Below are 18,788 nucleotides of genomic sequence, written 5' to 3'. Positions count from 1 at the left end.
CGCGAACAACACTGTTCGCTACCGCACCGCTACCCGCGGACCCGCGCGATGATCTCGCTATGACGCCGCGATGACGCGCCGCGCGCGCAGTGCCGCAAGATGGTCGTGCAGCAGCACCATGATCGGCGCTTCGAGTTCGGCGTCGAGTCGCTCGTGGGTCAGGTGCGGGTCCTGCATCGACTCGAAAGCCTGCGCCGCCGCGCCGAAACAGTCCTCGGCCTGCTGGGCCTTGCCCTGCGCGCTCTCGATCAACCCCTGCAGCACCATCACCCTGGCCCTGATGAGCGGGCCGATGGCTCGGGTGAGTACCTGGATCGCCTCGTGGACGACGGGTTCGGCGTCCCGCGCGCGCCCCGCCATCAGCAGTACGTGCGCCAGCCTCGACAGCGCCCAGCCCAGGCGCAGCTCGTTCCCGCCGACCCGGCCCAGCGCCACCGCGCCCTCGCAGACCCGCACCCCCTCGGCCGTGCGCCCCTGATAGACCAGGGTGACCCCGAGTTCGTGGGTCGCCATCACCTCGAGCGAACGATTGCCCAGCTCGACGGCCATCCGCTGGGCGAGAACCGCCCGTTCACGCGCGGCCGCGAAGTCACCCGCGTCCGAGAGCGTCTTCGCCTCGTGCACCAGACAGGCGCATTCGACCGCGCGGTCACCGACTCGGCGCGCCAACCGGATCGCCCTGGCCGAATGGGCAAGCGGTGCAGCGGTTTCGGAGCCGCACCGGGTCGAGGACGCCAACAGTTGGGCGGCGAAGGCGGTGAGCCTGGCATCGCTGATGGTGCCGCGATCGAGCGACAGCGCGATCCGCTGGTGATCGCGCCCCTGGCGCAAGGCCCCCAGCGAATACGCGAACAGCGCACCGAGCGCGACCCGCACCCGGCACTCCACCGAGCGGTCACCGGTCCGCAGCGCGGCATCGAGCAGTTCCTCCAGCGCTCGCGCCACCTCGAGACAGTTCGCACCGCCGTCGATGAGTTCTGCGGTGGCCCAGGCGATATCGGCGGCTGGGGCGAGTACGGGCCCGCCGACCTCCGCGCACTGGCGATAGAGGGAGACCAGGTTGTGCCGCTCCCCGGCCAGCCAGACCTGCGCGGCGTACTCGTCGGCGAAGCGCAATCCCGCCGACATGGTCGGTCGCAGGTGCTCAGGTAGCCTGGTACCCGGATTACACACGGCAACAACGTTTTTCATGGTCGCTAGATAGAAGTCGAGCAGCCTGCGCAGCGCGGTGAGCGGCGGGTCGGCGCTGCCGGTGGACGGCAGCTCTCTGGCGAACAGGCGCAGCAGATCGTGATAGGTGTAGCGGCCGGGAGCGGTGGTCTCGAGCAGATTCAGATCGACGAGTTCCTCGCACACCTGCTCGGCCCGCGCGGCGTCGATGCCGAGCATCGCGGCCGCGCCCTCGGTGCGGATCTCGTCGACCTCGGGCACCGCGAGCATCCGGAACGCGCGGGCATGGGCGGCGTCGAGTTGGTCGTAGCTGATCCGGAAGGCCACCGCCACCGCCAGTTCCCCGGTGCGCAGCACACTGAGTCGCCCGGCGGTGTCGCGTAATCGCTCGGCCACGCTGTGCACGGTCCAGGCCGGCCGCGCGGCCAACCGGGCCCCCACGATCCGCACCGCCAGCGGCAGCCCACCGCAGGCGTCCAGCACCGCGGCGACGGCCTCGGGTTCAGCCTCGATCCTGGCCGCCCCGGCGATCCCGGCCAGCAGCCTGCGCGCCTCGGCCTCGGTGAGCACCTCGAGCCGGACCGCGGTGGTCCCCGGCAATTCGGGCAGCGCCGAACGGCTGGTCACCAGGACCGCCGAACCGGAAGTGCCGGGAATCAGTGGCGTGATCTGGTCCACCGAGCGGGCGTTGTCGAGCACGACGAGCACGCGTTTGCCGTCGAGGCGGCTGCGGAACTGGGCCGCCCGTTCCGCGGCGCTCGCGGCCAGCTCACCTTCCGGCACACCCAGCGCGCGCAAGAAGTCACCGAGCGTGTCGGGCGCGGTGGCGCCACCGCCTGCCCGGTCGACGGCGAAACCGTGCAGGTCGACATGCAGCTGCCCGTCGGGAAACCGCCCGCGCACCCGATGCGCCACGTGCACCGCCAGCGCGCTCTTACCGATCCCGCCCATGCCACCGATCGCGCACACCGGCACCCCCGGCCCGTCGGCGGTGAGCCGGTCCGCGATCAGCTCGACCACCTCCGCGCGGCCGGTGAAGTCGACGACATCGGCGGGCAGCTGCGCCACCCGCTGCACCGCCCGCTGCCGCTCGGGCGCCACGGCCTCGCGCGGCGCGGCGAGCTCCCCGGCCAGGATGCGACGGTGCAGTTCGACGAGGTCGCTGCCGGGTTCGATGCCGAGCTGTTCGACGAGTTCGCGCCGCGTATCGGCGTAGACGGCGAGCGCCTCGGCCTGCCGGCCGGAGTGATTCAGCGCGGTCATCAGCAGCCCGCGCGGACGTTCGCGCAGTGGATGTTGCGCGCACAGCGCGGTGAGTTCGGCGATCACCTGGCCGTAGTTCCCGCGACGCAGGTCGAGTTCACCGCGCTGTTCGAGCAGCGCGAGCCGCCGGTCGGTGAGGTGCGCGCGACGGTGTTCGGCGAAGGGGCCGGGCAGTCCGGCCAGCGGAGTGCCGTTCCAGTGGGACAGGGCCGTGTCGAGGATGCCGCGCGCGGTGTCGGGGTCGGGTTCCGGGTCGGCGCGCAGGGTGTCGAGCAGCTCGTCGACCTGCTCGATGTCGACCCGGCCCGCGGGCAAGCGCAGCGCGTACCCGCCGCCGAGGCCGACCAGCACGCGGGCGGGCTCTCCCGGGGCGCGATCGGGTTCGAGCACCCGGCGCAGCTGCAGGATGTGGTTGCGCAACGCCCCGACGGCACTGGTGGTGGGATTCTCGCCCCAGACGCCGTCGATGAGTTCGTCCACCGTCGCCGACCGGCCGCCGCGCAACAGCAGTACGGCCAGTACGGCCCGCTGCTGTCGCGACCCGAGCTCGAGTTCGGCCTCGCCCCGCCAGGCGCGGACCTCACCGAGCACGGCGAACTTCAGCATCCTGGCAAATCCCTACTCACGACAACTCCGAACCCGACAATCCGGCCCCAGGCTCGAGAACTGCCGACCGAGCGCGAGGGGACCAGTGCCGCAGCCGGGATCGTACCGAGCGGTCGGCTCGTCGACCAGGGAACGTCAGCGGCGGCGGGCGCGTGACGCACCCGCCGCCGATCCGGCGATCAGCCCGGAGGCGCCCCAGACCTCGTGCGACGGCCTGCTTTCGCACCGTCGTGCGGGTCCGCGGCAGGCGCACTCGACTGCGCGATCGTTTCGGCCAGCGCACCGGCCCCCTCGGCGGCCTTGGCGTCGCCGGCCGCCTCGATGCCACCCGTCGTGCGCAGCGGCACTTCCTTCCAGAACAGCACGAGCAGCAGCGCCAGCAGCGCGACACCGGCGGCGGCCAGGAACACCGTCGACATCGAGTCGGCGAAACCCACCTGGAACGGCTTGGCCAGTTCTGGATTCAGCTGCTGGATGATCGAGCTGTCCTGCAGTACCTGCCCGGCCGCCGACGTGTCGTTGGCCAGCAGGCCCTTGGCCAGCGCGGCGTCGGCCGGATTCGCGCTCTGCGCACCCTGGACGATGGCCTGCCGATAGGCGGGGTCGTTGGCCGAGGATTGCAACTGCTCGGTGATGTTCGGGGTGAGCAGCGAGAACAGGATCGACAGGAAGACCGCGGCGCCGAGGGTGCCGCCGATCTGCCGGAAGAACGTCGCCGAGGCGGTCGAGACACCCATGTCCTTGGGCGGCAGCGCGTTCTGCAGGGCCAGCGTCAGCGGCTGCATCAGGTTGCCGAGGCCGAAGCCCGCGCAGGCCATGAAGATCATCGCCAGCCACAGCGGGCTGTCGGCGTCGAGCAGGTGCAGCAGGAACAGGCCGAGGGTCAGCATGGTCGCGCCGATCACCGGGAAGGCCCGGTAGCGACCGGTTTTCGAGATCAGCCGACCCGACACGATCGAGCCGATCATCAACCCGAGCACCATCGGCAGCATCTGCAGACCCGCCTCGGTCGGCCCGGCGCCCCGCACCACCTGCAGGTACTGCGGCAGCAGCAGCATGCCGCCGAACATGGCGGCGCCGACGACGAACGAGATCACCACACCGAGGGCGAAGGTGACATTGCCGAAGATCCGCAGCGGGATCAGCGCGGCGTCACCCATGTACTTCTCCACCGCCACGAACCCGAGGACGCCCAGTGTGCCGATGACATAGCAAGCCACCGAAGCGGTGCTGCTCCAACCCCATTCGCGGCCCTGTTCGGCCACGATCAGCAGCGGCACCAGACCCACCGCGAGCACCAGCGCGCCGCCGAAGTCGATGCGGTGGGTGGCGTGCGGGGTGCGCGGCAGGTGCAGCACCCGGGTCACCACCACCAGGGCCAGCAGGCCCAGCGGCACGTTCACCAGGAACACCCAGCGCCAGCCGGTGATGCCGAGAATGGTGTCCTGGCCGGCGAGCAGGCCGCCGAGCACCGGCCCGAGCACGCTCGAGATGCCGAACGTCGCGAGGAAATAGCCCTGGTAGCGGGCCCGTTCGCGGGGCCCGACCATATCGCCCATGATGGCCAGCGACAGCGACATCAGGCCACCGGCGCCCAGCCCCTGAAAGGCCCGGAACGCGGCCAATTGGTACATCGACCCGGCCAGCGTGCACAGCAGCGAGCCGATGATGAACAGCCCGATCGCGGTGAGGTAGAACGGCTTGCGGCCGAACATGTCCGAGAGCTTGCCGTAGAGCGGGGTACTGATCGTCGCGGTGATCAGGTAGGCCGTGGTGGCCCAGGCTTGCAGCGAGTAGCCGCCCAGGTCGTCGGCGATGGTGCGAATCGACGTCGACACGATCGTCTGATCGAGCGAGGCCAACAGCATGCCGAGCATCAGCCCGGACAGCACGGTCAGGATCTGGCGATGGGTGAAGCCGGCGGGTGATTGCACCGGCGCCGCGGTGGTGGTCACGAATGGTCCTCCGTCCCGGTAGTCAGGGCGGGTTGGACCGCGTTCAGCAGCGGGCGCGCGCGGTCGTAGTCGGTGACGAAGCGCGTCAACAGCGCGGCGAAACTCGCGCGGTCCTCGGCCGACCACTGCTCGGTGACGATGGCGACGCTCTCCTGCCTGCGCACGCGGATGCGCGCGGCGACCTCGCGGCCGCGTTCGGTCACCTCGAGCACGGTCGCGCGCCCGTCGACGGGATCGGCGGTGCGCACCACCAGCCCCCGGTCGACCAGTTGCGCGACCTGCCTGCTGACCGTCGACGCGTCCGAGTGCACCGCCTCGGCCAACGCGCCCGAGCGCATCGGCCCGTCGCACACCAGCCGGAACAGCACGACGAAGCCCGCCGGGTCGATCCCGGAGCGGTCCTTCACCTGGGCCAGCGCGCGATCACGCAGGCGGTGCAGCCGCACGAGCTGGGTCGCGATGGTGTCGATCGACGGCTCGATCTCGCTCATGCCTCACCCTTACTTGCATCAAACAATTAGTTGTGTGATGCAAGTATGTAGACAGAACGGTCACCGGGGCAACCGTTTGAACCGTTTTTACTCGCCCTTGAACTCCGGGGCGCGCTTCTGGAACACCGCCGTGATGGCCTCGGTGAGGTCCTTGGACGGCAGGAACGCCGCGTTCCAGGTCGACACGTAGCGCAGCCCCTCGGCGACCGCCGGGCTGGTCCGCTGCTCGAGCACGTCCTTGATGCCCTGCACCACCAGCGGCGGGTTCTCGGCGATCTCGCGCGCCATCGCGTGCGCGGCCGCGACCACCGCCTCCTGATCGTCGAACACCTCGTTGACCAGGCCGATCCGCTCGGCGCGCACGGCGTCGATGTCCTTGGCCGTGTAGGCCAGCTCGCGCAGGTTGCCCTCGCCGATGATGCCCGGCAGGCGCTGCAGCGAACCGATGTCGGCCACGATGGCCACCTTCGCCTCCCGGAGGCTGAACTTGGCGTCGGCGCTGGCCAGCCGGATGTCGGCGGCGGCGATCAGGTCGAGGCCACCGCCGATGCACCAGCCGGACACAGCCGCGATCACCGGCTTGGCGCACTCGGCCACCGAGGTCACCGAGTCCTGCATGCTGCGGATCACCTTGAGGAACTCGGTGCGCGGCGCCGCCTTGGCGTCGTCGGCCAGCACCGGCGCGAGCATACCGCCCATCGCCGCCAGGTCGAGCCCGAACGAGAAGTGCTTCCCGGAGCCGGTGAGCACCACCGCCCGCACCTGCGGATCGGCGTCGAGCGCGCGGAAGATCTCCGGCAGCTCACGCCAGAAATCGGGTCCCATCGCATTGCCCTTACCCGGCCCGATCAGGGTGACCTGAGCAACGTGGTCGGCGATCTCGACGGTAAAAGCCTGCCAATCAGTCATGGGGTGATTATCGCTGGTGCCGGGTCCGCGCCGGTTCCCCACCCTGACCCACGAGTAAGAACCGCGGCCCGGCGTACCTTGGGCAACCCGAAATACGTACTCCCCCGCCATATTCGCCGTTGTCGACCTACTCTGGATTCATGCGCAGGTCGTCTTTACCGGCGGTCGCATGCCGCGTCGCCGACACGCTCATCGCCCGCGGGCATCACGGCGTCCTCGTCTCGCCCGAAACACCCACCGCCACCGCGGCCGACGCCGCCCGCGCCCTGGGCATCCACCCGACCGCGATCATCACCTCCCAGGTCTTCCTCCTCGACGACGACCCCGTCCTGCTCCTGGTCGCCTGCCACCACCGCGTCGACCTCGCCCGCACCGGCAACCGCCTCGAAGGCACCCTCACCCCCGCCCCCACCGCCCTGATCGAACGCATCACCGGCCAACCCATCGACGGCACGGCCCCCGTTGGCCACCCCACCAACCTCCCCACCTGGGTCGACACCGCCCTCGCCGACCACCGCGAAGTCTGGGCCGCGGGCGGTCACCCGAACACGGTGTTCCGCACCAACTTCCGCGAACTGGTCCGCATCACCGCGGGGTTGCCGATCGAGGTCGACTGAATCAGCCGCGGTCCTGGTAAGGGTCGACCAACGCGGTGGGAGTCCGCGCGATCTCGAGCATCGCTTCGGGAAAACGCTCACCAGCGACGTAATACCGAGCCCTGGTACGACCGACCGGCGACAACACACCCCGTTGCACCAGTTCGCGAAGGTCACGCTGTGCTTGTTGGGTGCTCAGTCCCTCTGCCTGTTCATAGCGCGTGCGACTCATAGCGCGTGCGACGAACACGGCCTGCCATCGCCACGTCGTGCAGCGCGGAAACGATCCGTTCCTCAGAACCGGTATCGCGCAGGTAGTCCGACGCCGCATCCCACACGCGGCGTGAACTTTCGACTCGGATCCGAACGGCCTGCGCCTGCTGGTGATACGCGGTCAGATTGAACCGGAGCCATTCACCGACATCCTGGTCTGGTCGGAATTCGCTACCCCGGCGATTCAGAACTTGGTAGTACTCCCGAGTGTTCCCAGGCTCACCCAACCATGCCTCGATCGATGAGAACTCCGGTGCGAGCACACCCTCTCGCGCAATCATCAGCGTTTGCAGCGACCGCGACATCCGCCCATTGCCATCAGCCCATGGGTGGATGGAGGCCAGGTGCAAATGCGCCATCGCTGCACGCACCAAAGGATGGGACGACGAAGGCTCGTTGAGCCAGTCGACCAGCTCTGCCATGAGCGCGGGAACCTGCTCGACGGGCGGCGCGGTGTACGCAGCGATCTGCGGATTGCGGGCACTGGTCACGTAGACCGGTCCGTGCCGCCACTGCCCAGCCGGCTTGCGCATCGTGTGCCGATGCCCTTGCAACATCCAGTGCAGTGCATTGAGAAAACCCGCGCTGTAGGCGAAGTCGTCAACATCGTGCAACGTCTGGATGTAGGTCATCATCCGCGCGAACGCGGACGTCTCCGCCCGATTCTCCTCCGAAACGTCGATATCCCGTTCACCCGCGATCAGGTCTTGCACATCGACCGTCGAGACCCTGAATCCTTCGATCCAGTTCGCGCCGACACCGCATCGGCGGTCAAAAACCTCTGCAGTCCGCCCGCTCAGACCGCGGGCACGCCCTGCAGCTCGTACGACAGCGCTTCGCGCATCAGATCGACCTCAGCCAGCACCGACTCGTCGGCGGCCGACAGGACGGGCATGAGATACAACACCTCGCAACGATGCATTGACGTAATCATTACGTCCATGTCCGGCTCGCACGATCCAGCGCCCGCCGAGTGATCTGGATCTACCCGACAGCGCGGACGCTGGGAAACCGATGGAGCCCGGGCGTAGTTTGGGGCGGTGGGTGATGTGCGACGTTCTCCGGACGAACTGGTGGTTCCCGACGATCTGAGCCCGATCACGGCCGAGCAGTATCGAGGTTCGATGCGGCACTATCCGGCCGGGGTCACCGTGGTGACGATCGGGTCGGCGGCCGGACCGGTGGGTTTCACCGCGACCTCGTTCGCCTCGCTGTCGCTGGAACCGCCGCTGGTGTCGTTCAACATCGCGCACACCTCGTCGAGCATCGAGGCGCTGCGGGCCGCCGATTCGGTGGTCATCCACTTCCTCGGCGAACACCAGCACCACCTCGCCCACCGCTTCTCCCGCACCGCCGCCGACCGCTTCACCGACCGAGCCCTCTGGACCACCCTCGACACCGGCGAACCCGTCCTGCACGGCACCCCGATCTGGCTGCGCACCACCATCCACAACCTCATCGACATCGGCGACCACACCCTCGCTGTCGGCCTGGTCACCCGGGTCCACGACGACACCGACGTCTCCCCCTCCGCCGCCCCCCTCCTCTACTACAACGGCAAATACCACCGCCCCACCGCCCTCGACACCTGATCAGGCCGTCAGCCAGCGCGCTACAGCTAGTGTTGGTCCGTTGGTCTCCGAGGTTCCTTTCAACTTCCGCCGTCCCGATGCCATCGTGTACCGCTGCATCGAGGACCCGCGCGACAAGTGGAAGGCGAAACCGACGGCGGCAGACACCCTCCTCGTTGCCGAAGTGGTGTCACCAGCGACGATCACCGCCGATTGTGTGGACAAGCGGGCGGAATACGCGCGCCTGGGTATCGAGCAGTACTGGATCGTCCGCATGGAGAACAACGACGGCCGCGTGAAGTCCATCGAAATCCTCCGCCTCAACACCGCAGGCGCCTACATCTCCACCGAAACCCGCTTCCGCTCCCACAGTCCCACCGCGATCGAGATCACCGACCCACTCACCGTCATCATCACCTGGGACACACTCGACGCGGACCTCGACTGAGCCGAACCACCCGACTGCGCTCGACACCCGAGCCCCGATAGTCGTACAATATTTCGTACGACTACCAGTGAGGCTCGCATGACTGCACTACCGATTTCCACCGCCCGCCAGAACCTCTTCAAGCTGGTTCAGCAGGTCAACGACGACCACGACACCGTGACCGTCGTCACCAAGTCGGGCGAGAACGCCGTGCTCGTTGCCGAGTCGGATTGGAACTCCATCCAGGAGACCCTCTACGTCCTCGCAACCCATGGCGGAGTCCGACTCCTTGAGTCTGCCCGCGATGCCCGCGATGGCAAGTTCGAGGCTCACGAGCTGATCGATCCCGATGCCTGAGCGCAAGCTTGCGTTCAGCGCGTACGGGTGGGAGACGTACACATCCTGGCTCGCCAGGGATCGAACTGTCCTCGAGGCAGCCAACAAATTGATCGCCGCCGTCATGACCGACCCTTTCGCCGGTATCGGAAAGCCCGAGCCCTTGAAGCACCAACTGGCAGGGAATTGGTCGCGCCGCATCACCAGAGAACATCGATTGATCTACTACGTCACAGATTCCGAGGTCGTCGTCATCGCCGTCGGTGGACACTACGACGAATAGGCACGACCAGGAACGGCGCACGCCCTATTCGCAGGCGATCCCGTCATTGTCGCGGTCGAGGCCGGAGCGGTAGCCGGGGTCACCCACGTACAGGGGTGCGGCTCCGGCGGCGCGGGCCGCGGCACAGTCCTTGTAGTAGACGGTGGGGGCGGGTGGCGGTTCTTGGGTGGGGACGGTCGCGACGCGTGGAGCGGAGACTTCGACTGTCGGCGGCGGCGGTGGCACCTCGATGGCGGTCGGCGGGGCCGGTGCGATCGGCGCCACCGGGACTTCTTCGGCCGTGGTCTCGACTGCGCCGGTTTCGACGGTGGTCGGGGCCGGGGTGACAGTGACCGTTTCGACCACTCGGATCGTCGTGGTGTGCGCGACCGAGGACGGTTCGTCCCCGACGCCGACACCAACGAGGAGACCGACCGCACCCGCGGCGCCGATGCCGGCAACCACCGGCCAGCGTCGTTTCTTGTTCGACGTCCGCTGCGGGCGAGCCCACTGGTCGGGTGGTTGCGGCGACACAAAGAAATTCGCCTCCGAGCCGCGCGCGAGCGCGCCCTCAGCCGATCAGGCAGGCAGCAGCACCCACCGGTGCATCCGCGGTGAGCGGACGGGTTTCGGGAGTGGGGCTCCACAGCCCGTCGGTGACGGTGTACTCCCAGGACGTCCCGGACTCGACGAAAGTGGCGACGGCACCGATCAGCCGGTCCACATCAGCGGAGGTGGTGCCGAGGCCGACGCTGGCGCGCAGGGCGGAGTCGAGGCCGAGCCTCGCGAGCAGGGGGTGGGCGCAGAAGCGACCGTCGCGAACGCCGATGGCGTGTTCGGCGGAGAGGTAGGCGGCGACCTTGCCTGGCGCGTGGTCGGCGACGGTGAAGGCGACGATCCCGACGGAATCGGCGCTGTCGGACCAGATGTTGACCAGCGAGACTCCCGGAATCGCGGTCAGTCCGCCGCGCAGCCGATCGGCCAGGAACCGTTCGTGCGCAATGAGTTCGGCGGGATCGAACGCGGCAAGCGCCTCGCAGGCGGCGGCGATGGCGGCCGCGCCGAGCACATTCGGCGACCCACCCTCGTGACGCTGCGGCGAGGACGCCCATTCGACCCGCGCCACACCGACCTCGCGCACCGCACCGCCACCGGCCAGATGCGGCTCACCCGCATCCAGCCAGTCCCGTCGACCGACGAGTACACCGGCACCGAACGGCGCGTACAGCTTGTGCCCGGAGCAGGCCAGGTAGTCGATTCCGCTCTCACGCAGGGAGATTCGTCGATGCGGTGCCAGCTGCGCGGCGTCGACGAGAATGCGCGCACCACACAGGTGGGCAATGTCGGCCAAGCGTTCCAGCGGCAGCACCTCACCGGTGACATTGGACGCCCCGGTGATCGCGAGCAGCGCGGCGGGCTTGCTGCACAGTTCGGCGACGACCCGTCGAATCGTCTCCTCGACGGTGTCGGCGGCTTCGACCACCCGCCGCCCGCGCGCGGTCCACGGCAGGAAGTTGGCATGGTGCTCGATGTCGAGGACCACGGTCTCCCCCGGCACGCACCCGGCCAGCAGGTTCAGCGAGTCGGTGGTGTTGCGGGTGAACACCACCGCTTGGTCGTCGGCGGCGTCGAGGAACCGGGCGACGGTGCCGCGCGAGGCCTCGTAGCACTCGGTGGAGATCCGCGAGGCGTAGCCGGCGCCACGGTGCACGCTGGCGTAGTACGGCAATAGTTGCGAGATCCGGTCGGTGACCTGCGTCAACGCGGGCGCGCTTGCGGCGTGGTCGAAGTTGGCGTACGCGCTGGTGCCGCCCTGCACGAGCGGTACCTGCAGGTCGGCGCCGGACACCGAGGCGAGAGCGCATGCTGGGTCGATTCTCGGCCGCCTTGATTCTGGACTGACCGGAGGGTGCGACGAAGGAGTGCCCGCAGGAAGGGAAGAATCGAGGCTTCCAGGCCGAGAATCCGCGGCACCAGCCGCCAAAAGTACAGTCATCACGAAAATCCCGTCGGCTCAGGGACTCGTTCCCGAAAGGGTGAGGCGAGTCCGCGCTTGCCGCGCCCACTGCGGGCGGCGGCCTGGTCGTCACCCGGATTGCCACCGAATTGCCCCTCAGTCGCCGTCGGTGAAACCATCGGGGCAACCCATGATGGACAGTCCAAATGATTGACCTACTCCACTATTTGCTAAGGTGACCGGCATGTCCACGAACTCGAACTCCGTCCGCGGCCTGCCGCGCTACCCGGTGTACGCGCTCGGACGGCTCACCAAGGCGCTGCACACCGAGATCGGCATCCCGCTGCGCGATCACTGGGTGCTGACCTTCATCGCGGAGAACGCCGACCTCACCCAGAAGAAGGTCGGCGACGCACTCGGCATCGACCGCAGCGAAGTGGTCCGCCTGATCGACGCACTCGAGCGCGCCGACCTGGTCGAACGCACCCGCGACGGCAAGGACCGCCGCAAGTACCGGCTGCGGATCACCGAGGCCGGGCGCAAGCAGTGCAAGCGCACCGACAAGATCATCGCCGAGGCCACGGCCCGCGTTCTGGCACCGCTGGACGCCGACGAGCAGGCCGCCCTGCACCGGCTGGTCCGCACCGCGCTCGACGAACCACCACCCGCGGCGTCGTGATCCAGCGATGACGCCCGCTCGCGGCTGCCGCGAGCCACACCATCCGGCGGGTACCGTTGGCATCCGGTGACCATCCCGTTTGCCCCCTGGTAACCCGGCCGTGAAACAACAGACACCACCGATGGGGGTCAACCGATGAGAGGTGGACTGAGCGCCATGCTCGAGCCACACGCTGAGGCCGCGGCGGGACTGCTGCGCGATCCGCTGCTGCGCGCCGACCTCGCCGCGCCGCCGCGCACCCTGGTCGACATCCTGACCAGCACCGCGCTCACCCATCCCGACGCACCGGCCATCGACGACGGCGCGGTCGTGCTCAGCTACCTGGAACTGATCACCGCGATCGAGGCCAGGATGACCGAGCTGACCGCGGCGGGCGTGCGCCCCGGCGACCGGGTCGGCGTGCGGATGCCCTCGGGCAGCGCCGCGCTCTACGTGACCATCCTGGCCGTCCTCTACTGCGGCGCCGCCTACGTCCCCGTCGACGCCGACGACCCGGAGGAACGGGCCAAACTGGTCTTCGGCGAGGCAAGGGTGAGCGCGATCGCCACCGGTGACGGCATCGAGTCGGCCACCGCCGCCGCGGGCCACACCGACTTCTCCGACTGGAACACCCTGCCCACCCCCGCCGACGACGCCTGGGTCATCTTCACCTCCGGCTCCACCGGCACCCCGAAGGGCGTCGCGGTCACCCATCGCAACGCCGCCGCCTTCGTCGACGCCGAGGCGCGACTGTTCCTGCAGCGCGCTCCGATCGGCCCCGGCGACCGCGTGCTCGCCGGCCTCTCGGTGGCCTTCGACGCCTCGTGCGAGGAGATGTGGCTGGCTTGGCGCCACGGCGCCTGCCTGGTCCCCGCCCCGCGCGACCTGGTCCGCACCGGCGCCGACCTGGGCCCCTGGCTGATGCGCCGCGAGATCAGCATCGTCTCCACTGTGCCGACGCTGGCCGCGACCTGGCCCGCCGAGGCGCTGGAGTCGGTGCGGCTGTTGATCTTCGGCGGCGAAGCGGTGCCGCCGGAACTGGCCGAACGCCTCGCGGGCGGAGTCGAGCGCGAGGTGTGGAACACCTACGGCCCCACCGAGGCCACCGTCGTGGCGTGTGCCGCACTGCTCGACGGTGGGATGCCGATCCGTATCGGCCTGCCGCTGGACGGCTGGGACCTCACCGTCGTCGACCCGCAGGGCAACCCCGTCGCCGAGGGCGAATCGGGCGAACTCGTGATCGGCGGCGTCGGCCTGGCCCGCTACCTCGATCCCGCCAAGGACGCCGAGAAGTACGCGCCCCTGCCCTCGCTGGGCTGGGAACGTGCCTACCGCAGTGGCGATCTGGTGCGCAACGACCGCGAGGGCCTGATCTTCCTCGGCCGCGCCGACGACCAGATCAAGATCGGCGGCCGCCGCATCGAACTCGGCGAACTCGACAACGCCCTGCAACACCTGCCCGGGATCAGCGGCGCGGCCGCCGCGATCCGAACAACCAAGGCGGGCAACAAGATCCTGGTCGGCTACCTCACCGGCGCCGGACCCGACTTCGACGTGAAGAAGGCCAGAGAGATGCTGGCCGAACAACTCCCAGCTCCGCTGGTCCCGCGCCTGGCGATCGTGGCCGACCTGCCGACGCGCACCTCGGGCAAGGTCGACCGCGACGCACTGCCCTGGCCGCTGCCCAGCACCGAGGAGGCGCCCGAGGCCGGTCTCGGCGGTACCGCGGCCTGGGTGGCCGGGCTCTGGGACGCCATCCTCGGTGCCGAGGCCACCGATCTGAGCGCCGACTTCTTCGACCTGGGCGGTGGTTCGCTGGCCGCGGCCCAGCTGGTCGGCGCGCTGCGCGAGCGATTCCCGCACGTCACCGTCGCCGATCTCTACGACCACCCCCGGCTCGGCTCGCTGGTCGAACTGCTCGACGGCAGCGCGCCGGTCGCGGCCGTCGACACCCGCGTCGTCGCCCCGACCCCCCGGCGCGCCCAGCTCACCCAGGTCCTGGCCACGATCCCGCTGACCACTCTCACCGGTCTGCAATGGGTCACCTGGCTGACCGTCGTGTCGGGCATCGCCGCCTGGTCGGGCTCGCTGCCGTGGCTGCCGCGCCTGTCGTGGTGGTGGATCGTGCTGGCGTTCGTGCTGTTCATCTCGCCGATCGGCCGGATGACACTGTGCGTGGCGGGCGCGCGAGTCCTGCTGGCCGGACTGCGGCCGGGCTCCTATCCCCGCGGCTCCTGGGTCCACCTGCGGCTGTGGGCGGCGGTCCGCCTGTCCGAGGCCAGCGGCGCCGAAAGCCTGTCCGGCGCACCACTGATGGTCCCGTTCGCCCGCGCGCTCGGTGCCAAGATCGGTAAGGGCGTCGACCTGCACACCCTGCCCCCGGTGACCGGCATGCTCGAACTCGGCGACGGCGCCAGCGTGGAACCCGAGGTCGACCTGTCCGGCTACTGGGTCGACGGCGACGTCGTGCACATCGGCGGCATCATCATCGGTGAGGGCGCGGTGATCGGCGCCCGCTCGATCCTGCTGCCCGGCACCAAGATCGGCAAGAAGGCCGAGATCGCCCCCGGCTCGGCCGTCTCGGGCAAGGTCAAGGGCGAACAGGGCTGGGCGGGCTCCCCCGCCGCGAAGACCGGCAAGGCGCCACGCCGCTGGCCCGACCACACCCCCGAACGCGCCAGGCACTGGCTGCTGGTCTTCGGCATCTCGTCGATGGCGCTGGCCGCCATGCCCGTACTCGGCCTCGCCGTCGGCGGCACCTTCATCGCCTGGTGGGTCCGCGAGGAGACCACGATCGGCGCCGCCGCCCTGCGCGGCTTCGCCATCCTGCCGGTCGCGACCCTGCTCAGCCTCGGCGTGTACGCCGCCGCCACCGTGCTCGCGGTCCGCCTGCTCGGCATCGGCCTGCGCGAGGGCTACCACCCGGTCCGCAGCCGCACCGGCTGGCAGGTGTGGGCCACCGAACGTCTGCTCGACTCCGCGCGCACCTTCCTGTTCCCGCTCTACGCCAGCCTGCTCACCCCGCTGTGGCTGCGCTTGCTCGGCGCCCGGATCGGCAAGAACGTCGAGGCCTCGACGGTGCTGCTGCTGCCCAAGTTCACCGTGGTCGCCGACGGTGCCTTCCTCGCCGACGACACCATGATCGGCAGCTACGAACTCGGCGGCGGCTGGCTGCGCATCGGCGAGGCCAAGGTCGGCAAGCGCGCCTTCCTCGGCAACTCCGGCATGACCGCGCCCGGCAGGCGAGTGCCCAAGAACGGTCTCGTCGCGGTGCTCTCGGCCGCGCCGAGCAAGGCCAAGGCGGGCTCGTCGTGGCTGGGCAGCCCGCCGGTGCGCCTGCGCCGCGACACCGACTCCTCCGATACCGCACGCACTTTCGATCCGCCACTGCGGTTGAAGCTGGCCCGCGCCGTCGTCGAGACCTGCCGGCTGATCCCGGTGATGATCACCTTCGCCATCGGCCTCGGCGTGCTGTTCGTGCTCGCCCTGATCGCCCAGCACACCGATTATCTTGTCGCCGCGCTGGTTTCGGGCCTGGTGCTGATGGCGGCCGGTGCGGTCGCCGGGGCGATCGCGGTCGCGGCGAAGTGGTTGATCGTCGGGCGAATCCGGGCCGTCGAGCACCCGCTGTGGAGCTCGTTCGTCTGGCGCAACGAGGTCTCCGACGCCTTCGTCGAGACCGTCGCGGCGCCCTGGTTCGCCCGCGCAGCCACGGGTACTCCGGTGATGAACCTGTGGCTTCGCGGACTCGGTGCCAAGATCGGCCGCGGGGTATGGTGCGAGTCCTATTGGCTACCGGAGGCGGACCTGGTGACACTCGGTGACGGCGCGACCGTGGAACGCGGCTGCGTGGTGCAGACCCACCTCTTCCACGACCGGATCATGTCCATGGACACCGTGATCCTCGAGGCAGGCGCCACCCTCGGCCCGCACTGCGTCGCCCTGCCCGCCGCCCACATCGGCGCGGGCGCCACCATCGGACCCGCGTCCCTGGTGATGCGCGGCGATGTGGTGCCGCCGTCGACGCGCTGGTGGGGCAACCCGATCTCGCCGTGGACCGAGCCCGTCTCGACGCTGGAGTCGAGGCAGCGCGGGGCCGCCTGATGCGGAGCAAGTTCTACGAGGACCCGATCGACGCCTACCTACCGCAGAACGGCAATCGCGGCTACCGGGTCTCGCGCTACGAGCTCGAACTGAGCTACAAGCCGGCCAGCAACCGGCTCTCCGGTCGCACGGTCGTCATCGCGGTCACCACCGCGGTGCGCCCCTGGTTCACCCTGGACATGTCGCAGGCGCTGACCGTGTCGAAGGTGTTCGTCAACGGGTCGAAGGCCGCCAAGTTCGCGCATCAGCAGGGCAAGCTCGCGGTGACCCCGCAGCAGAAGATCCCCGCGGGTGGCGTCCTCGAGATCATCGTCCACTACGCGGGCACCCCCAAACCGGTGCGCGGGCCGTGGGGCGAGGTCGGCTGGGAGGAACTCACCGAGGGCTCGCTGGTGGCCAGTCAGCCCAATGGCGCCGCCTCCTGGTTCCCCTGCGACGACCATCCGAGTTCCAAAGCGTCCTACCGCATCTCGATCACCACCGACAGCCCGTTCTACGCCCTCGCCAACGGCACCCTGGTCCGCAAACAGGCCAAGGCCAGCCAGACCACCTGGGTCTACGAGGCGCCCGAACCGATGGCGAGCTATCTGGCGACCATCCAGATCGGCAGCTACCGCAAATACCGCGTCGGCGCGGCCGGCGAGCCGGTGCCGATGCAGGCGGTGGTTCCGCCGCGGCTGCGCACCAACTTCGACCACGATTTCGCCCGTCAGCCCGAGATGATGGCGCTGTTCAGCGAGAGGTTCGGGCCGTACCCGTTCGAGAGCTACACCGTGGTCGTCACCGACGACGAGCTCGACATCCCGATCGAGGCGCAGGGCATCTCGGTGTTCGGCGCCAACCACTGCGACGGCAAGCGCGGCTCGGAGCGGTTGGTCGCCCACGAACTGGCCCACCAGTGGTTCGGCAACAGCCTGACTCTGAAGCAGTGGCGCGACATCTGGCTGCACGAGGGCTTCGCCTGTTATGCCGAGTGGATCTGGGCGGAGGCCGCGGGCGGGCCGAGCGCCGACCAGCTGGCTCGCGCGGCCAGGGCCAATCTGGCCAGGCACCCGCAGGACATCGTCGTCGGCGATCCCGGCCCGAAGGACATGTTCGACGACCGCGTCTACAAGCGCGGCGCGCTGGCCCTGCACGCCCTGCGGCTGGAACTGCGCGACCACCTGTTCTTCGAGCTGATCAGGGAGTGGACCGCGCGCTACCGCCATTCCTCGGTGACCACCGAGGAATTCGTCGATCTGGCAGGCCATTACAGCGTCGCGCCGCTGCGCGGGCTGTTCGCGATCTGGCTCGGCACCAAACCGTTGCCGCAGCTACCGCCGCTGGGCGGGCAGGGGCATCAGAACACCAGATAGCGCTGGGCCAGTTCCTCGATGAGCGGATCGTCGGCGGGCACCATCTCCAGCGCCTCGAGATCGTCGGACACCGAGATGCCGCGGGTGTCGTCGCGCTCGGGGTCGGGGCCGTCCTCGGCGAGCTGGCGCTGCAACTTCTGCCGGACTCGATCCTTCAGTGAATCGCGCATGGTTCGAGCTTGCCCGCTGACCGGCGCGGTTTCCAGTCTCAGACCGGGGTGAGCCAGGTTCCCCACGGCGTGTTGCGCAACACGGTATAGACGGCGAGCAGGCCGACGAACGACCAGACCGTCACCGCGCTGAATCGCGGCAGCCGCCACTGTTGGCCGCGGAAGGCACGGATCGCCCAGTACACGACGAACACCGCGAACGCGAGTACCAGCGGCAACACCATCACATTGCTGTGCAGCGAGTCGAGGACCCGGCCGTCGGTCAGATTGTGCATCGCCCGCATACCACCGCAGCCAGGGCAGTACACCCCGGTCAACACGTACACCGGACACAATCCATAGGAACCCTCGACGTGCGGATCGCGGAAGTGCAGCAGCACCATCGTGCCGATGCCGACACCCGCGGCCATCAGCGGAGGCGCCATCCGACGCCAGACCGGAACGGGTTCCTGGCTCGAATCGGCGCCGGAGAATGCGGCCGTGACTGGCGTGCTGTCCACGTCTATACGGTACTGGCGGCCCCGCGACGCCGCCAGTACACCCATGGACCGCCTCGGTTCGCCGTACTTTTCCGTCGATTCCAGGCGATCTCACAGTGTCGGTGTGTCAGCGAACTACCTCGACAACAAATGAGACACTCTGACCCGCTAACACTAGCTAGCACCCCAGCACGCACTGTACGGTG

17 protein-coding genes are annotated in these 18,788 nt (G+C 69.0%); 8 read left to right on the top strand and 9 right to left on the bottom strand.

Translation table 11 applies throughout. The features are described 5' to 3' along the window. Window positions 1-57: 57 nt before the first annotated feature. The 4 genes from BOX37_RS01775 to BOX37_RS01760 all read right to left on the bottom strand — a co-directional run bounded on the left by BOX37_RS01775 (window position 58) and on the right by BOX37_RS01760 (window position 6,394). Window positions 58-3,039, bottom strand: a complete 2,982-nt coding sequence (locus BOX37_RS01775) for an AfsR/SARP family transcriptional regulator (protein ID WP_071925919.1) — start codon at window positions 3,037-3,039, stop codon at window positions 58-60. A 179-nt stretch (window positions 3,040-3,218) separates the two neighbouring features. Beyond that, a complete protein-coding gene (locus BOX37_RS01770; protein WP_071925918.1) occupies window positions 3,219-4,994 on the bottom strand; it encodes an MDR family MFS transporter in 1,776 nt (591 codons plus the stop codon). After that, entirely contained in the window at window positions 4,991-5,485 is a 495-nt protein-coding gene (locus tag BOX37_RS01765) for a MarR family winged helix-turn-helix transcriptional regulator (protein ID WP_071925917.1), read from the bottom strand. Before BOX37_RS01765 ends, BOX37_RS01770 begins: the two co-directional genes overlap by 4 nt. Before the next feature lie 87 nt (window positions 5,486-5,572). Further along, on the bottom strand, window positions 5,573-6,394 hold the full coding sequence (locus BOX37_RS01760) for a crotonase/enoyl-CoA hydratase family protein (protein WP_071925916.1): 822 nt from the start codon (window positions 6,392-6,394) through the stop codon (window positions 5,573-5,575). Window positions 6,395-6,534: 140 nt separating this feature from the next. Here BOX37_RS01760 and BOX37_RS01755 point away from each other — a divergent pair, with 140 nt between their 5' ends. Continuing rightward, a complete protein-coding gene (locus BOX37_RS01755; RefSeq protein ID WP_071925915.1) occupies window positions 6,535-7,011 on the top strand; it encodes a YbaK/EbsC family protein in 477 nt (158 codons plus the stop codon). Window positions 7,012-7,202: 191 nt separating this feature from the next. Here the strand turns inward: BOX37_RS01755 and BOX37_RS01750 are convergent, their stop codons facing one another. Further along, window positions 7,203-7,976 carry a Fic family protein gene (locus BOX37_RS01750; RefSeq protein ID WP_206045753.1) on the bottom strand — a complete coding sequence of 258 codons (774 nt, stop codon included), beginning with the start codon at window positions 7,974-7,976 and terminating at the stop codon, window positions 7,203-7,205. Between the two features lie 411 nt (window positions 7,977-8,387). Here BOX37_RS01750 and BOX37_RS01745 point away from each other — a divergent pair, with 411 nt between their 5' ends. From BOX37_RS01745 to BOX37_RS01730, 4 genes are all read left to right on the top strand, one after another. After that, window positions 8,388-8,855, top strand: coding sequence for a flavin reductase family protein (locus tag BOX37_RS01745; RefSeq protein ID WP_240505369.1), 468 nt, complete (start codon window positions 8,388-8,390; stop codon window positions 8,853-8,855). 40 nt (window positions 8,856-8,895) lie between these two features. After that, window positions 8,896-9,282 (top strand): Uma2 family endonuclease, encoded by a 387-nt coding sequence (locus BOX37_RS01740; RefSeq protein WP_071925913.1) that lies wholly within the window; start codon window positions 8,896-8,898, stop codon window positions 9,280-9,282. Window positions 9,283-9,360: 78 nt separating this feature from the next. Further along, window positions 9,361-9,618, top strand: a complete 258-nt coding sequence (locus BOX37_RS01735; RefSeq protein WP_071925912.1) for a type II toxin-antitoxin system Phd/YefM family antitoxin — start codon at window positions 9,361-9,363, stop codon at window positions 9,616-9,618. Then, on the top strand, window positions 9,611-9,880 hold the full coding sequence (locus BOX37_RS01730) for a Txe/YoeB family addiction module toxin (RefSeq protein WP_071925911.1): 270 nt from the start codon (window positions 9,611-9,613) through the stop codon (window positions 9,878-9,880). The genes BOX37_RS01735 and BOX37_RS01730 overlap by 8 nt, the downstream gene beginning before the upstream one ends. Before the next feature lie 24 nt (window positions 9,881-9,904). Here BOX37_RS01730 and BOX37_RS01725 read toward each other — a convergent pair whose 3' ends face one another. Continuing rightward, window positions 9,905-10,324, bottom strand: a complete 420-nt coding sequence (locus BOX37_RS01725; RefSeq protein WP_084759375.1) for an excalibur calcium-binding domain-containing protein — start codon at window positions 10,322-10,324, stop codon at window positions 9,905-9,907. 106 nt (window positions 10,325-10,430) lie between these two features. Next, the gene (locus BOX37_RS01720) at window positions 10,431-11,855 is read right to left on the bottom strand and encodes an aminotransferase class V-fold PLP-dependent enzyme (protein ID WP_084759374.1); all 1,425 of its coding nucleotides are present in this window, start codon (window positions 11,853-11,855) and stop codon (window positions 10,431-10,433) included. 205 nt (window positions 11,856-12,060) lie between these two features. On the opposite strand from BOX37_RS01720, the gene BOX37_RS01715 reads away from it, so the two are divergent. The 3 genes from BOX37_RS01715 to BOX37_RS01705 all read left to right on the top strand — a co-directional run bounded on the left by BOX37_RS01715 (window position 12,061) and on the right by BOX37_RS01705 (window position 17,933). Further along, a complete protein-coding gene (locus tag BOX37_RS01715; RefSeq protein WP_071931103.1) occupies window positions 12,061-12,495 on the top strand; it encodes a MarR family winged helix-turn-helix transcriptional regulator in 435 nt (144 codons plus the stop codon). 156 nt (window positions 12,496-12,651) lie between these two features. Continuing rightward, on the top strand, window positions 12,652-16,578 hold the full coding sequence (locus tag BOX37_RS01710) for a Pls/PosA family non-ribosomal peptide synthetase (RefSeq protein ID WP_071925909.1): 3,927 nt from the start codon (window positions 12,652-12,654) through the stop codon (window positions 16,576-16,578). After that, complete coding sequence (locus BOX37_RS01705; protein ID WP_071931102.1) at window positions 16,578-17,933, top strand: M1 family metallopeptidase; 1,356 nt, start codon at window positions 16,578-16,580, stop codon at window positions 17,931-17,933. Before BOX37_RS01710 ends, BOX37_RS01705 begins: the two co-directional genes overlap by 1 nt. On the opposite strand, the gene BOX37_RS01700 is transcribed toward BOX37_RS01705, so the two are convergent. After that, window positions 17,918-18,103 (bottom strand): hypothetical protein, encoded by a 186-nt coding sequence (locus BOX37_RS01700; protein ID WP_071925908.1) that lies wholly within the window; start codon window positions 18,101-18,103, stop codon window positions 17,918-17,920. The two genes, BOX37_RS01705 and BOX37_RS01700, sit on opposite strands and share 16 nt — an antisense overlap. 38 nt (window positions 18,104-18,141) lie before the next feature. Continuing rightward, the gene (locus BOX37_RS01695; RefSeq protein ID WP_084760557.1) at window positions 18,142-18,603 is read right to left on the bottom strand and encodes a DUF2752 domain-containing protein; all 462 of its coding nucleotides are present in this window, start codon (window positions 18,601-18,603) and stop codon (window positions 18,142-18,144) included. Window positions 18,604-18,788 lie beyond the last annotated feature (185 nt).

This window comes from Nocardia mangyaensis, from assembly GCF_001886715.1.
GTDB lineage: Bacteria > Actinomycetota > Actinomycetes > Mycobacteriales > Mycobacteriaceae > Nocardia > Nocardia mangyaensis.
This window is presented reverse-complemented; position numbering and strand designations above follow the sequence as displayed.